The 14,773-nt window shown below is 53.6% G+C and carries 10 protein-coding genes and 4 tRNA genes; 12 read left to right on the top strand and 2 right to left on the bottom strand.

Annotated elements, in window-relative coordinates:
• The first annotated feature begins 14 nt into the window (after positions 1–14).
• Positions 15–1,412: a cysteine--tRNA ligase gene (cysS, locus tag QWY20_RS09155; protein WP_330128715.1), complete on the top strand. Its 1,398-nt coding sequence runs from the start codon at positions 15–17 to the stop codon at positions 1,410–1,412.
• Between the two features lie 172 nt (positions 1,413–1,584).
• Positions 1,585–3,156 (top strand): methyl-accepting chemotaxis protein, encoded by a 1,572-nt coding sequence (locus tag QWY20_RS09150; RefSeq protein ID WP_330128714.1) that lies wholly within the window; start codon positions 1,585–1,587, stop codon positions 3,154–3,156.
• Positions 3,157–3,212: 56 nt separating this feature from the next.
• Here QWY20_RS09150 and folD read toward each other — a convergent pair whose 3' ends face one another.
• Entirely contained in the window at positions 3,213–4,073 is an 861-nt protein-coding gene (gene folD / locus QWY20_RS09145; RefSeq protein ID WP_330128870.1) for a bifunctional methylenetetrahydrofolate dehydrogenase/methenyltetrahydrofolate cyclohydrolase FolD, read from the bottom strand.
• A gap of 234 nt (positions 4,074–4,307) precedes the next feature.
• Between folD and QWY20_RS09140 the strand changes: the two genes are divergently transcribed.
• The 4 genes from QWY20_RS09140 (at position 4,308) to QWY20_RS09125 (ending at position 4,711) form a co-directional block, all read left to right on the top strand.
• Positions 4,308–4,384, top strand: a tRNA-Pro gene (locus QWY20_RS09140).
• A 54-nt stretch (positions 4,385–4,438) separates the two neighbouring features.
• Positions 4,439–4,515 (top strand) — tRNA-Arg (locus QWY20_RS09135).
• Positions 4,516–4,543: 28 nt separating this feature from the next.
• Positions 4,544–4,619: transfer RNA gene (locus QWY20_RS09130), tRNA-His, on the top strand.
• 15 nt (positions 4,620–4,634) lie between these two features.
• Positions 4,635–4,711 (top strand) — tRNA-Pro (locus tag QWY20_RS09125).
• Between the two features lie 338 nt (positions 4,712–5,049).
• Here QWY20_RS09125 and QWY20_RS09120 read toward each other — a convergent pair.
• Positions 5,050–5,925, bottom strand: coding sequence for a LysR family transcriptional regulator (locus QWY20_RS09120; protein ID WP_330128713.1), 876 nt, complete (start codon positions 5,923–5,925; stop codon positions 5,050–5,052).
• A gap of 101 nt (positions 5,926–6,026) precedes the next feature.
• Between QWY20_RS09120 and QWY20_RS09115 the strand changes: the two genes are divergently transcribed.
• The 6 genes from QWY20_RS09115 (at position 6,027) to tig (ending at position 14,721) form a co-directional block, all read left to right on the top strand.
• Positions 6,027–7,202, top strand: coding sequence for an acyl-CoA dehydrogenase (locus tag QWY20_RS09115; protein WP_330128712.1), 1,176 nt, complete (start codon positions 6,027–6,029; stop codon positions 7,200–7,202).
• 46 nt (positions 7,203–7,248) lie between these two features.
• Complete coding sequence (locus QWY20_RS09110; RefSeq protein ID WP_330128711.1) at positions 7,249–9,474, top strand: thiamine pyrophosphate-dependent enzyme; 2,226 nt, start codon at positions 7,249–7,251, stop codon at positions 9,472–9,474.
• Entirely contained in the window at positions 9,471–10,490 is a 1,020-nt protein-coding gene (locus QWY20_RS09105) for a malonyl CoA-ACP transacylase (RefSeq protein ID WP_330128710.1), read from the top strand. The genes QWY20_RS09110 and QWY20_RS09105 overlap by 4 nt, the downstream gene beginning before the upstream one ends.
• 294 nt (positions 10,491–10,784) lie before the next feature.
• Positions 10,785–11,912 (top strand): glutamate 5-kinase, encoded by a 1,128-nt coding sequence (gene proB, locus QWY20_RS09100; RefSeq protein ID WP_330128709.1) that lies wholly within the window; start codon positions 10,785–10,787, stop codon positions 11,910–11,912.
• The gene (locus QWY20_RS09095) at positions 11,909–13,171 is read left to right on the top strand and encodes a glutamate-5-semialdehyde dehydrogenase (protein ID WP_330128708.1); all 1,263 of its coding nucleotides are present in this window, start codon (positions 11,909–11,911) and stop codon (positions 13,169–13,171) included. Before proB ends, QWY20_RS09095 begins: the two co-directional genes overlap by 4 nt.
• A 236-nt stretch (positions 13,172–13,407) precedes the next feature.
• Complete coding sequence (gene tig / locus QWY20_RS09090) at positions 13,408–14,721, top strand: trigger factor (protein ID WP_330128707.1); 1,314 nt, start codon at positions 13,408–13,410, stop codon at positions 14,719–14,721.
• The last annotated feature ends 52 nt before the right edge of the window (positions 14,722–14,773 follow it).

The following is a 14,773-nucleotide window of genomic DNA, read 5'->3' as shown; positions in this document are numbered from 1 at the left end:
GGCAGGAGTCCCGAGTGCAGATCTTCAATACCCTTACCCGACAAAAAGAGACCTTTCAGCCACTGGTCGAAGGCAAAGTGGGACTTTATGTTTGTGGTATCACGATCTACGACTACTGCCATATCGGCCATGCCCGGACTTATGTTGCCTTTGATGTGATCAACCGCTATTTGCGCTTTTCCGGTTACGAGGTCACCTATGTGCGCAATATCACCGATGTGGATGACAAAATCATCAAGCGGGCGGCGGAAAACAACGAAAGCTGCGATGCACTCACCGCGCGTTTTACCAAGGCGATGCACGAAGACTTCGAAGCACTTGGTTTATTGCCTGCGGATATTGAGCCAACCGTCACCGGCCATATGCAGCCGATCATTGAGCTTATCCAGACACTGCAAGACAAAGGTTATGCCTATGTCAGCAAGGATGGCGATGTGCTGTTTGATGTCAGCAAGTACGATGCTTATGGTAAGTTGAGTCAACAGAACCTGGAGATGCTGCAGGCCGGTGCCCGGGTGGATGTCAATGACAACAAAGATGACCCGCTGGATTTTGTGTTATGGAAATCAGCTAAGCCGGGTGAGCCCAGCTGGGAGTCTCCCTGGGGCAAAGGCAGGCCAGGTTGGCACATTGAATGCTCGGCCATGAGTGCCTGCCATCTGGGTTCGCATTTTGATATTCATGGTGGTGGCTCGGATTTGCAGTTCCCACACCACGAGAATGAGATTGCCCAGTCGACCTGTGCCCATGACAGCAAATACGCCAATACCTGGATCCACACCGGCATGGTGCAGGTGGATAAAGAAAAAATGTCCAAGTCGCTCGGCAACTTCTTCACGGTGCGTGAAGTGTTGGCGAAGTACAATGCCGAGTCGGTACGTTATTTCTTGCTTTCGAGCCACTACCGCAGCCAGCTGAATTACAGTACCGAGAACCTCGAACAGGCACATGCGGCACTCAGCCGTTTATACACGGTACTGCGTGAGTTGCCACCAGCCGAAGAGGTCGAGCTGAGTGATGACGAGAGCTTTCAGTATGTCGAGCGCTTTCAGCAAGCGATGGATGATGACTTTAATACGCCGGAAGCCTTGCCGGTACTGTTTGAATTGGCGCGTGAAGCCAATCGCTGCAAAGAGAGTGATGTAGAAAAAGCGCGCCAACTGGCCAGCCTGCTGCATATGCTGGGTGGCGTCTTAGGTATTTTGCAAGGCGATGCCGAGGCATTCTTACGCGGTGGTACCGCAGGCCAGCAGCAAGATGATGTAGCAGAGATCGAAGCGCTGATTGCCGAGCGCAATCAGGCCCGGGCGGATAAAAACTGGCCGGCTGCCGATGCGGCGCGCGATAAGTTAAGCACGATGGGAGTTGTGTTGGAGGATAAAAACGGAGTAACCAGCTGGCGTCGTAATTAGCGGAGTTTCCTGCATTTCGCATATCCCTCTCAAAGCCAAGCCACCAGCTAAACTGGTGGCTTGGTTTATTTCAGCTAGGCTTAATGCAGCAACCTGGGTACAGCAAACTACCTAAAAGGTGGTATACTGTTGATCCAGCGAAGAAAATCAAGGCCAACTTATAGGTAGGTGTATGCGCAACAACCAGCCAGTGACACAACGAGAGCGGACATTCCCGAAAGAGCAAAAGCTGATTTCTGCCACCGATACCAAAGGTGTTATTCAATACTGTAATGATGCCTTTGTTGCAATCAGCGGTTTTAGCCGCGAAGAACTGATTGGTCAGCCACATAATATTGTCAGGCACCCGGATATGCCACCAGCAGCTTACGAGACGATGTGGTCTTATTTAAAGCGTGGCAAGCCCTGGATGGGGCTGGTGAAAAACCGCTGTAAAAATGGTGACTACTATTGGGTGAATGCCTACGTTACACCGGTGCATCAAGGCGGCAAAGTGATTGGTTATGAGTCGGTACGGGTTTGTCCGAATCGCGAGGATGTTGCACGGGCCGAAGACTTATATCAACGTATTCGACAAGGTAATAGCACCAATCCTTTGTTGTCGCGTGCTAAACGTTGGGCAGAGCTTGGTTGGGCACCGGCAGCTGCTTTAGTGCTGGCGTTTGGCGGTTGGCAGTTGTTTGGCGTGGGTGCTGCGGCGCTATCTCTGGCGTTGACCACCGTGCTGGTTTATGCCATTGCGCAGTGGCAGTGCAGCGCCCGGCTTGGCCGGCTGGATGCCCTTTTACCGCAGGCCTTTCGCGATCCTCTGGCCATGCAATCCTACAGTGACAGTCAGGGGGTTGAGGCATCCTTTGAAGTCGCTATCCTGGCCGAACAGGCGCATTTGAATACGGTACTGACCCGGATTGAAGATGCTGCTGAGCGGGTTTTCGACTTTTCCAGCGACGCCAAAACGACCTCTGAGCAAGCCATTGAACAGATTGGCCGGCAACAGCAGGAAACCGAGCAGGTGGCTACGGCGATGAATGAAATGACCACCACCATTGCCGAAGTATCGGTGCATGTGCAGGAAACGGCTTCTCAGGCGGATGATGCCGACAAGCTGGCGCAATCCGGCTTGCAAATTGCCGGCGATACCCGTGGCGCCATCGTCCATCTGCAGCAGTCGGTCAATCAGATCAGCAGTTCGGTACAGGAGCTGGCAGCTCAAACCAGTAGCATTGCCAAAGCAGCTCAGATCATTGAACAAATTGCCGATCAAACCAATTTGCTGGCTCTGAATGCGGCTATTGAGGCAGCCCGGGCTGGCGAGCAGGGGCGGGGTTTCGCGGTGGTTGCCGATGAAGTGCGGCAACTGGCGGCGCGCACTACCGAGTCAACCAAAGACATTCATGGCATTATCACCGAGCTGACCCGCAAAGCGGATGCTGCGGTGCAGGTGGCCGAGTCAGGGAAAGGCGATGCAGAAAAAGGCGTGGCTATGGTGGGCGATGCAGAAAAGATGCTGGATGGCATCAGTCAGGCCATTAACAGCATTGCTGCTATGGCGATGCAAATGGCTACCGCTGTGGAACAGCAGGCGCATGTAGCGGATGATATTAACCGCCAGGTGGTCAGTATCTCGGAATTGGCGCAGGATAGTACCGGTAAAGGCCAGCAAGCGGCCGAAAGTGTGTTCCGCTTGCAGGATACTGCCCATGACTTAAAAGACTTAGTACAGCGTTTTAGCCGGCTGCATTAAACAAAGGGCTTTTCTGAAAAAAACGCAGCCAGTCGCTGCGTTTTTTTGTAGTCCGATTAAGGCTGGTCGTGGTAGCGCTCGCAGGCTTCCAGCGTGTTTTCAATCAGGCAGGCGACCGTCATAGGGCCAACACCGCCGGGTACCGGGGTGATAAAAGCAGCACGCTCGGCGGCTGCGGCAAAACCGACATCGCCTACCAGCTTGCCCGATGGCAGCCGATTGATGCCGACATCAATCACCAGGGCACCTGGTTTAATCCAGTCGCCCGGAATAAAGTCTGGTTTACCCACGGCAACCACTAAAAGCTCAGCCTGGCGTACATGATATTCCAGATCGCGGGTAAAGCGATGGCAGATGGTGGTGGTGCATCCTGCCAGCAGTAGCTCCAATCCCATTGGTCGGCCAACGATATTGGAAGCACCTACCACGACCGCATGCAAGCCCTTAATGTTCTGACCGGTGCTTTCCAGCAGCGCAATAATGCCTTTGGGGGTACAGGGGCGCAGTGCCGGCATCCGCTGGGCCAGCCGGCCGATATTGTAAGGGTGAAAGCCATCGACATCTTTATGCGGATGAATGCGCTCTAAAATGACGGAAGCATCCAGGCCAGCGGGCAAAGGCAACTGCACCAAAATACCATCTACATCAGGATCCTGATTCAGTTGGTCGATTAAATCCAACAGTTGCTGCTCTGAGCTGTCAGCCGGTAAATCGTAGGAAAAGGAACGAAAGCCGACTTCGTCACAGCTTTTGCGTTTGCTGCCAACATACACCTGGGAAGCAGGATCCTGGCCTACCAGCACCACGGCTAGTCCAGGAGCACGTTTGCCTTGCTGAATTCTGTTTTGTACTTTGGCGGCGACTTTGGCTTTTATCGACTGGGCGACGGCTTTACCATCGATCAACTGGGCGGTCATAACTTCTCTCAGCATAAGTGAATGCTGTTATTTTCTCATACCCACCGCCGGATGACCAGATACTTGCCGCTGATCTGACAGATAGTGGTTTGCGTACCTGCCAAGGTACTGATTTGGCTTTTATCAGCCGGCTGGTATAAATAAACAGCAATCGGGGGGCTGGACTAAAAAAAGGTTTGACGATACCTTGTCCGGGCGTTAATATTCCGCCCCGTTGCAGCGATGCAGCAAAGTCGGTGATTGGCGCAGCTTGGTAGCGCACTTGGTTTGGGTCCAAGGGGTCGCAGGTTCAAATCCTGCATCACCGACCATTTTTTAAAGCGGCGTTGCCGCACACAAAACTCCCGCGTAGGCGTTTGACATGTGCGCCCGTAGCTCAGTTGGATAGAGCAACGGCCTTCTAAGCCGTGGGTCATAGGTTCGAATCCTATCGGGCGCGCCATTTGGGTGCAAAGTAAGTTTATATTGTGGTGGTTGTAGCTCAGTTGGTAGAGCCCCGGATTGTGATTCCGGTTGTCGTGGGTTCGAGCCCCATCATCCACCCCAACTCGTTCGAAATGTCGGTGATTGGCGCAGCTTGGTAGCGCACTTGGTTTGGGTCCAAGGGGTCGCAGGTTCAAATCCTGCATCACCGACCATTTCCCCATCGCAATAGCGCACTTGGTTTGGGTGCTCTCTATCCGAACGGGTCGCAGGTTCAAATCCTGCATCACCGACCATTTCTCCATCGCAATAGCGCACTTGGTTTGGGTACTCTCTATCAGAACGGGTCGCAGGTTCAAATCCTGCATCACCGATTATTGCTCATCGTAGTACAATCTTTTTTTCTTGAATACAACACCAGGACTTGGTTAAGTCCGGGGGGGGATGGAATTTTTCCGGGAACTTGACACGCCCGGACGGCGTGTCAAGAGCGTCCAGGGATGGATTCACAGCGTGTCCCGGAAAAATGTCCGTAACCCCGGGCGCTTGCACCTTAGGCCTCATTCTGGCTTAGCGTTTGGTCTGCAAGGGGGATTGCCAGCTTTTGGCAGAGCCGTAATAACGTCTCCAGTGCCAAACCACTGGCTTGCATCGGGCTGTAGGCCAGGCCTATCCGCCGTTCCAGCCCTGTTATGGCAATAGGGCGCAGCAGCAGATCCTGCCGTTGTTGCAATTGCTCAAAATCCGGCACCAGGGCACAAGCCACTCCAGCCGATACCAAACCAAGCGCATACTCAATGGTATGAATATCGGCCCGGATATCCGGTTTGATGCCCTGGCGCACCAACTCCGGATACAACTTTTGCCAGGCCTCGCAAGGGGTACGTTTAATCAGGGCCAGCCCGGAGAAATCCTGCAAATCGATCCGTTGTTTAAGCGCCAAAGGGTGACCGGCTGGCAAGGCCAGCTGAAAGTGGTCATGGTACATCGGCTGAAATTGCTCACCACTTTTTAACAGCTCCGGACTGATAATTCGGGCATCACAAGGCTCATCCGGCTCCACCAGCTGCAACTCCAGGCCGGGTAATTGCAGGCTGAACTGTCGTAGTAAATCACTCATTCGCTCAACGCCGAGCGCTCGTATTAACCCAAGCCGAAAACGAATTTTATCGACCGGTTCGGTAAAAGAGCGCTGCAGCGCCTGAAACTGTCCCAGCAGCCGGCAGGCATGGCCATAGAGCCGCTCGCCATCCTCGGTGGGGGTAACCCCTTTGGGCTGGCGCAGAAACAAAGTGACATTCAGTTGCTGCTCCAACTGGCGAATGGCGGCCGACAGCGACGGCTGGGCTACAAAGCATTGGCGTGAGGCGGCGCTGACACTGCCTTGTTCGTACACCGCGATAAAATACTTCAGATGGCGTATATCCATAGTTTAAAACTATACCTGATACCAAAATAATATATTTTAACTTTATAACAAGGCTGGCTAATCTGGCTAGTAACCGATCTGTTTTTTAAGGAAAACACACCATGAGCAGAGCTCCATTCAACTGGCAAGACCCTTTTCATTTATCCGACATGCTGAGCGAAGAAGAGCGAATGATCCGCGACAGTGCGCATCAGTATTGCCAGGAGCGGCTGATGCCGCGCATTTTGCTGGCTAATCGTAACGAGCAGTTTGATCGCGCCATTATGACGGAATTGGGCGAGCTCGGCTTGCTGGGGGCTACCTTACCGGAAGAATATGGCTGCGCTGGTGTGAACCATGTCTGTTATGGGTTGGTTGCCCGCGAAGTAGAGCGGGTTGATAGCGGTTATCGCAGTGCCATGAGTGTGCAATCCTCCCTGGTGATGCACCCCATTCATGCCTATGGCACCGAAGCCCAGCGTAAAAAGTACCTGCCTAAACTCGCCACCGGTGAATGGGTAGGTTGCTTTGGTTTGACCGAGCCGGATGCCGGTTCAGATCCGGCCAGCATGCGGACCACCGCCAAAAAAATCGATGGTGGCTATCTGCTAAACGGCAGCAAGATGTGGATCACCAACTCGCCGATTGCTGATGTGTTTGTGGTCTGGGCCAAACTGGACGGTGAAATCCGTGGTTTTGTGCTCGATAAAGGTTTAAAAGGCCTGAGCGCTCCGAAAATTGAAGGCAAGTTTTCGCTGCGTGCTTCCATTACCGGTGAAATCGTGATGGATCAGGTGGAAGTCACCGAAGAGGCATTATTGCCTAATGTCAGTGGTTTGAAAGGCCCCTTTGGCTGCTTGAACAAAGCCCGTTATGGCATTGCCTGGGGCGCGCTTGGTGCCGCCGAATTCTGCTGGCACGCTGCCCGTCAGTACACCTTGGATCGTACCCAATTCAACCGGCCACTGGCAGCCACTCAGCTGGTGCAGAAAAAACTGGCTGATATGCAAACCGACATCAGTCTTGGGCTGCTGAGTTGTTTGCAGGCTGGGCGCCTGATGGATGCCGGTACCCTGGCACCGGAGACCATTTCACTGATTAAACGCAACTCCTGTGGCAAGGCGCTGGACATCGCCCGTCAGGCCCGCGACATGCACGGTGGCAACGGCATCGCCGATGAATACCATGTGATCCGTCATGTGATGAACCTGGAAGCGGTCAATACCTACGAAGGCACCCATGATGTGCATGCGCTGATCTTAGGCCGTGCTCAGACCGGCCTGCAGGCCTTTGGCTAACAGCGCTTCGGGGCTGCGGCCCCGGTAAAACCCAACAGGAGTTCCGATGGCCAGTTCAGCGCATCCCTGGCTGCAGACCTATCTGCAGCGTATCGAGCAGCAGCAGTTACCCGAAGTTGCTGCCAGCCGGGGCGATTTAGCCCCAGCCTTGTTGTTTCAGTTGTTTGAAAGCCAGCTGCAAAGCCGCTTGCTGGATTTACGCTCGCGGCTGATGCAAGCCAAGGGGCAGAGTTTTTACACCATCGGCAGCAGTGGACATGAAGCCAATGCCGCCGTTGCAGCAGCACTTCGGCCAACCGATCCGGCTTTTTTGCATTACCGCAGCGGTGCCTTTTTTATTCAGCGCAGCAAGCAGGTAGCAGGCCAAACGCCGCTGTACGATATGCTGCTGTCGTTCGCCGCCTCGGCCGAGGATCCTATTTCCGGTGGCCGCCACAAGGTACTGGGCAGCCTGGCGCTAAATATACCACCACAAACCAGCACCATAGCGTCGCACTTGCCCAAAGCCGTTGGGACGGCGTTTGCCATTGCGCTGTCCAAGCGCTTGCAGCATGACGGCAGCTGGCCGCATGACAGCATTGCTTACTGCAGCTTTGGCGATGCCTCGCTCAATCACTCTACCACCCAGGGAGCTCTGAATGCCGCTTGTTGGGCTGCTTTTCAGCAGGTGCCGGTGCCGGTGCTGTTTGTTTGCGAAGACAATGGGCTGGGTATTTCCACCCCAACTCCCACCGGTTGGGTGCAGCAAAACCTGAACAACCGACCCGGTCTGACATATTTTCATGCCGATGGCCGCGATCTGGCCGGCACCTATCAGGTGGCGCAGCAAGCCGCCGATTATGTGCGGCGCTACCGCAAACCGGCTGTGCTGCATTTGGCCACAGTACGGCTGTTTGGCCACGCCGGCTCCGATGCGGAAGTGGCCTATCGCAAAAAAGAACGCATTGCCGATGAGCTGGAGCTGGATCCTTTGCTGTTTAGTACGGCACAGATCCTTGAGCAGGGCTGGATGAACCCGACCGAGCTAAGCGATTGGGTGCAGGCACTGGATCAGCGCCTTGAGCGCATTGCCGAACAGGCCAGCAGCCGGCCAAAACTGACCTCAGCTACCGCGGTGATGGCCTCCATCGCACCAGAGCGGCCAGTTCAACCATTGCCAGCGCTACCGGATGCGGCTCTGCGCCAGGATTTATTTGCGTTTGATAAACACAATCAAGGCAAACCGCAGCATCTGGCCAAGCTGCTGAACTGGGCGCTGCATGATCTGATGGCGCAATACCCCGAGATAGTGCTCTGTGGTGAAGACATTGCCAAAAAAGGTGGGGTGTACAACGTAACCCAGCATCTGGTGCATGCCTTTGGCTACAACCGGGTGATCAACACCTTGCTGGATGAGCAAAGCATCCTGGGGCTGGCAATAGGGCTGGCGCAGCAGGGCTTTGTCGCCATGCCGGAAATTCAGTTTCTGGCTTATGTGCACAATGCCGAGGATCAAATTCGGGGTGAGGCGGCCACTCTGCCGTTTTTCTCCAATGGCCAGTACCACAATGGCATGGTGATCCGTATTGCCGGCCTGGCTTACCAGAAAGGTTTTGGCGGTCATTTTCATAACGACAACTCCTTTGCGGTGTTCCGGGATATACCTGGTCTTATTCTACTGTGCCCGTCCCATGGCGAAGATGCGGCTTTGCTGCTGCGCCAGGCGGTGCGGCTGGCACACGAGCAAAAGCGGCTGGTGGTTTTTTTGGAGCCGATTGCGCTTTATATGACGCGGGATCTGCTGCAGCCGGGCGATGGCCTGTGGCTGCGTGATTACCCAAGCCCGGATACGCCACTGCCCGCTTTAGGCGAGCCTGCGGTGTTTGGCGATGGTAATGAGCTCTGCATTCTGAGCTACGGCAATGGCTATTATCTGTCACGCCAGGCCGAACTGGATTTGCGAGCCAAAGGCTATGCACTGCGGCTGTTGGATCTTCGCTGCCTGATCCCATTGCAGCTGGATGCCATCCTCAGCGCCATCGGACCTTGCAGCAAGTTGTTGATGGTTGATGAATGCCGACGCCGCGGCTCAGTCAGTGAGGAGCTGATGACCTTGCTGCATGAAGCCAAACCCGGACAGTTTCAGATGGAACGGATCACGGGCGAAGACAGCTTTATTCCACTCGGGGCTGCTGCCTATCAGGTGTTGCCTTCAAAAGAGCAGATCATGGCCAGCATCCAGCGCATGCTGGGTTCAGAGGAAAAGCTACAACCACAGGAGCGCAGAGCATGAAAAAAACCGCTGTGGTGGTTTGCCCGGGACGGGGCAGTTACAACAAGCCTGAGCTTGGCAGCATTGGCCGCTGGCATGGCGATAAAGCCGCTGTGCTGGCTGAGCTCGATAAAGTGCGGGCTGAGCTTGGTCTAACTGGCATTGCTGAGCTGGATGGTGCGGCGCATTATGCCAGTCGGCTGCATCAACAGGCAGAAAACGCTGCCGGCCTTATTTTCAGTGCCGGCCTGCTGGATTATCAGAGCATCAATCCGGCAGAGTACGAGGTGGTGGCTATTACCGGCAATTCGATGGGCTGGTACACAGCCCTTGGCTGCGCCGGTGTCTGGCATCCGGCGGCTGCAATGCAGTATGTTTGCCAGATGGCTACACTCACCGCTGGCGCAGCAGGAGGTCAGTGCATTTACCCACTGGTCAACAGCGAGTGGCAACCCGACGCGGAAAAAATTGCGCTGGTCAAGGCGCTGCTGGCCGACTATGCCGGTGAGCTGTTCGAATCGATTCGTTTTGGCGGCTATGCGGTGCTGGCTGGCAGCGAAGCAGCGATGCAAGCTGTGCTAAGCCGGTTACCCAAGGTCGATGAGCGCTTCCCGCTGCTGTTACCTGGCCATGCCGCCTTCCACTCACCGTTGATGGCTGCTGCTGCCAGCAAAGCCATGGCAGCGATCCCTGAGAGTGCTTTTGACCGGCCCAGGCTGCCTTTAATCGACGGCTGTGGTCACATCTGGCAGCCTTATAGCACCGAGGCCGCAGCGCTCAAACGCTACACGCTGGATCGTCAGGTTCAGGGGTGCTACGACTTTAGCCTGGCGATTGAAGTGGCGATGAAAGAATTTGCCCCCGATGCGTTGATCCTGCTTGGCCCGGGCAGCAGTTTAGGGGGCGCCGTGGCACAAAGCCTGATCCGGCTGAACTGGCAGGGGCTTGGCAGCAAAGCTGATTTCAGTGCCCGCCAGCAACAGGACCCGTTGTTGCTGTCGATGGGGCTGGCAGAGCAACGCAGCCTTGTGCTGTAACTGCTTTTTTACTGAAGTGGCTAAGCTTTTCCTGCTTTGCTGAGCCTATTCATCCTCCAAAACCGCAGCCGTGATGCTGCGGTTCCTTGTAATTTTATTACAGAATAATTAAGCGAAGAACAGAGTTGTTTTGACTGAAAAACAAGCTTTTATAGAGGGAGTTTGAATAAATATATGTTTAATATGGATATTTCTATGGGTTATATTGCTTATTCGCTGAGGGCTTTCTGAAAGCCGGTGGTGCCGAGTTACAAAATTTGCTATCATAGCCGCGGTTTCAAAAACGGAGGAGTTATGTTGAACCCATCCTGGCGCAGGATAGTGCTCAAAGTCGGTAGTGCATTAATTGCCCCCGATCCCCAGGCCGGTTGCAGTGAAAAGTTTTTAGGCCCCATCGCTGATTTCATCCGTCAATGTCGCGACCGCGGTATTGAGGTGATCCTGGTTTCATCAGGCAGTGTTGCTGCAGGCAGGCATCATTTTAATTTCAATCATCACCGGGTCCCCATCGCCTTAAAGCGAGCTATGGCAGCGGTTGGCCAAAACCAGATGATGAATTTCTGGTCCAACTGTTTTGATTTTCCTTGTGCTCAGGTACTACTCACCCATGGTGATCTCAGTGATCGGGTGCGTCACGTTAATGTGCGCAATACCTTACGGCGTTTGCTGGACCATCAGGTGCTGCCCATTGTGAATGAAAACGACACCATTGCCACTGAAGAAATCAAAGTGGGAGACAACGATAACCTGGCGGCTATGGTTGCCACTGTTGCAGACGCGGATGCGCTGATCATTTGTTCGGACATTACCGGGCTTTTTACCGCTGATCCTAACAAGGATCCATCAGCCCAGCTGATCCCGGAAGTACGGACCATTGATGAGCGCATTTACAGCCTGGCCGGCGGGGCCAGCTCGAGCGTAGGCACAGGTGGCATGCGGACCAAGGTGCAGGCGGCCGAAAAGGCCACCACCCACGGCGTGGATACCCTGATTGTTGATGGCCATATGCAGGATACCTTTACCCGATTGCTGGATGGCTTTAATCCGGGCACCATTTTTCATGGTCACAAAGATCCGATGTCCGGTAAAAAGCATTGGGTGCGCCATACCCTGCGCGCCAAAGGCGAAATTTGGGTGGATGATGGCTGTATGAAAGCACTGCGCCATCAGGGGGCTTCCCTGCTTTGCAGTGGTATCGTGCATGTGCAGGGCGAATTTGAACCTGGTGATGCGGTGATTGTTCGTTGTGGCAGTGGTAAAGTATCCATTGCCAAAGGCGTCAGTCGTTACAGTGCACGTGAACTATTTAGCATCAAAGGTCAGCAGACCAGTGAAATCGCAGAGCACCTGGGGGATATCCTGCCGGGTAGCACCTACGAAGTGATTCATCGTGATGAGATGACATTATTGGAGAGATTATGAGTACCCTTAGTTTGGGAACTAGTGCGGCGACTCTTGCCGCTCAGGCTGCTAAAGCAGCCAAAGCCGTTGCGCATTTATCAACGGAACAAAAGAATTACGTGTTGCAAAGTATGGCCAATGCCATTCGCTCTGCTACCCCGGCTATTTTAGCTGCCAATGCAGCTGAGCTGGAAACGGCCAAAAGCAACAATACTAGTGCAGCCATGCTGGATCGTCTGACCTTAACACCAGAGCGGATTGATTCGATGGCCGCGGCCATCGAGCAAATCATTCATTTGCCAGATCCGGTGGGCAGCAAACGCTTTATTGAAGAGCGTCCCAATGGCATTCGCATTGAAAAGCGCCGTATTCCTTTAGGCGTGATTTGTATGATTTACGAAGCACGGCCCAATGTCACCGCCGATGCTGGTGCCTTGTGTTTCAAATCCGGCAATGCAGTGATTTTGCGCTGTGGCCGTGAAGCGATTCAAACCAGTCTGGCGATTGCCAAAGCCATGCACCAGGCACTGGCCGAGCATCAGTTACCAGAGGATGTGATTACGATAGTACCAGACCCGGATCGACAGCTGATGCTGGACTTGATTCAGCAGGATCATTTCATCGATCTGGTGATCCCGCGCGGTGGAGAAGGTTTAATCCGCTTTGTCACCGACAACAGCCGGGTGCCTGTGATCCAGCACTTCAAAGGTGTCTGCCACCTGTACGTGGATCAAAGTGCTGATCTGAATATGGCGCTGGAGCTGTTATTAAACGGCAAAGTACAGCGCCCTGGCGTCTGCAATGCTTTGGAATGCCTGTTGGTCAATAAGCATCAGGCGGCCGACTTTTTGCCGATGGTGGCTGAAGCCTTCCGTGCTCATCAGGTCAAAGTGCATGCCTGTGAGCGCAGTATCGGTTACTTTGATGGCGCCGAGCCGATTGCGGCAGATGATTTTGGCCAGGAATATCTGGCACCGGAAATTGCCATCCGGGTGGTGGACGATCTCACTGCGGCCATGGCGCATATCGATCAGTTTGGTAGTTACCATACCGAGGTGATCTGTACTCAGGATCAGGCCAGCGCCGATACCTTTATCAATCAGGTCGATGCGGCTGTGGTGATGCACAATGCTTCGTCGCGTTTTTCGGATGGTGGCGAGCTCGGTTTGGGTGCTGAAATTGGTATTTCGACCAGCAAGCTGCATGCATACGGCCCAATGGGTTTAGAAGCACTGACTACAGAGCGCTTTGTGGTGACCGGCCAGGGCCAGACCCGATAACAGGTTGAGCTCAGTTACAACAAGCCGCCCACGGGCGGCTTGTTGTTATCTGGAAGCCCTGATTTTAGGGGCAAATGACGAAACTGGAACAGGGGGCTCGACTTGCTGTTTTTCGCTCGCTATAATGCCGCGTCCTATTCAACTACAAGTCTGTTGAGCTGCGGCTCAGGCGAGAATCAGACTCGATTTTTTTCGGCGTGACATCAAGCGCCTGAATTTGATTTTGAGGTAACAAGATGCAAGTTTCTGTGGAAACCACTCAGGGTTTAGAGCGCCGTTTAACCATTACCGTGCCGGCTGATGCCATTCAGTCCGAAGTCAAAAACCGTTTGCGTGATCTGGCCAAGCGCCAGCGTATCGACGGCTTCCGTCCAGGCAAAGCGCCAGTATCCATCATTCAAAAGCGTTATGGTCAGGCGGTATTGCAGGAAGTTGCTTCCGAGCAAATGCAGCGTAGTTTCTACGAAGCCATCATCGAACAGAAAATCACCCCTGCTGGCTCTCCTACGTTTGCTCCACAGGCGCTGGAAGCAGGCAAAGATTTGCAGTTCGCTGCGACTTTCGAAGTGTATCCAGAAGTCGAAGTTCAGGCACTGGACAAAATTGAAGTCAGCAAGCCAGTAGTGGAAATCACTGACAAAGATCTGGACAAGATGCTGGAAACCCTGCGTAAGCAACACGCGACCTGGGCTGAGAAAAAAGGCAAAGCAGCCAAAAACGATCGTATCATCATCGATTTTGTTGGCAGCATTGACGGTGAAGAATTTGAAGGCGGCAAAGCCTCTGATTTTACTCTGGAACTGGGCCAGGGCCGCATGATCCCAGGTTTTGAAGATGGCTTGATTGGCAAGAAAGCCGCTGAAGAAACCACGCTGGAAGTGACTTTCCCGGAAGATTACCATGCCGAAAATTTAAAAGGCAAAGCTGCCAGCTTCGCAGTGACTGTGAAGAAAGTGGAAAAGCAGGTATTGCCTGAGCTGAACGATGAGTTCGCTGCACTGTTTGGCTTGAGCGAAGCCACTGTAGACGCGCTGAAAGCCGAAGTTCGCAAGAACATGGAGCGTGAGCTGAAGCAAACCGTGCGTGGTAAAGTGAAAGATCAGGTGATCAAAGGTTTACTGGCCAACAACGAAGTGGAAGTGCCTAAATCGCTGGTTGCCGGTGAAGTCGACGTGCTGCGTAAACAAGCCATGCAACGCTTTGGCCAGAACATGGATCCAAAGCAACTGCCTGAGCTGCCGGCTTCTTTGTTTGAAGAACAGGCGAAAGATCGGGTAAAAGTCGGTTTGTTGCTGGGTGAAATCATCAAAACCAACGAGCTGAAAGTCGACGACAGCCGTGTGCAGGAACTGATTGCCGATGTGGCATCTGCTTACGAAGACCCACAGGAAGTCGTTCAGTACTACAACAACAACCAGGAACTGCTGCAAAGCATGCGCAATGTCGCACTGGAAGATCAAGCCATCGAGTTGGTATTGAGCAAAGCGACTGTGACAGAAGCTCCTGCTAAGTTTGATGAGATCATGAATCCACAACAGGCTGCCAGCTAAGTCAACTAGGATTGACTTCTGTTGGTAACGCAGTTTTAATGGCTCGGACAGT

This window comes from Alkalimonas cellulosilytica, from assembly GCF_036325985.1.
GTDB lineage: Bacteria > Pseudomonadota > Gammaproteobacteria > Enterobacterales > Alteromonadaceae > Alkalimonas > Alkalimonas cellulosilytica.
This window is presented reverse-complemented; position numbering and strand designations above follow the sequence as displayed.

Excerpts from the sequence above, each read along its gene's own strand:
- proB (WP_330128709.1), top strand. The coding sequence starts at position 10,785 with ATGTTGAACCCATCCTGGCGCAGGATAGTGCTCAAAGTCGGTAGTGCA.
- tig (WP_330128707.1), top strand. The coding sequence starts at position 13,408 with ATGCAAGTTTCTGTGGAAACCACTCAGGGTTTAGAGCGCCGTTTAACC.
- QWY20_RS09115 (WP_330128712.1), top strand. The coding sequence starts at position 6,027 with ATGAGCAGAGCTCCATTCAACTGGCAAGACCCTTTTCATTTATCCGAC.
- folD (WP_330128870.1), bottom strand. The coding sequence starts at position 4,073 with ATGACCGCCCAGTTGATCGATGGTAAAGCCGTCGCCCAGTCGATAAAA.
- QWY20_RS09110 (WP_330128711.1), top strand. The coding sequence starts at position 7,249 with ATGGCCAGTTCAGCGCATCCCTGGCTGCAGACCTATCTGCAGCGTATC.
- QWY20_RS09095 (WP_330128708.1), top strand. The coding sequence starts at position 11,909 with ATGAGTACCCTTAGTTTGGGAACTAGTGCGGCGACTCTTGCCGCTCAG.
- QWY20_RS09120 (WP_330128713.1), bottom strand. The coding sequence starts at position 5,925 with ATGGATATACGCCATCTGAAGTATTTTATCGCGGTGTACGAACAAGGC.
- QWY20_RS09105 (WP_330128710.1), top strand. The coding sequence starts at position 9,471 with ATGAAAAAAACCGCTGTGGTGGTTTGCCCGGGACGGGGCAGTTACAAC.
- QWY20_RS09150 (WP_330128714.1), top strand. The coding sequence starts at position 1,585 with ATGCGCAACAACCAGCCAGTGACACAACGAGAGCGGACATTCCCGAAA.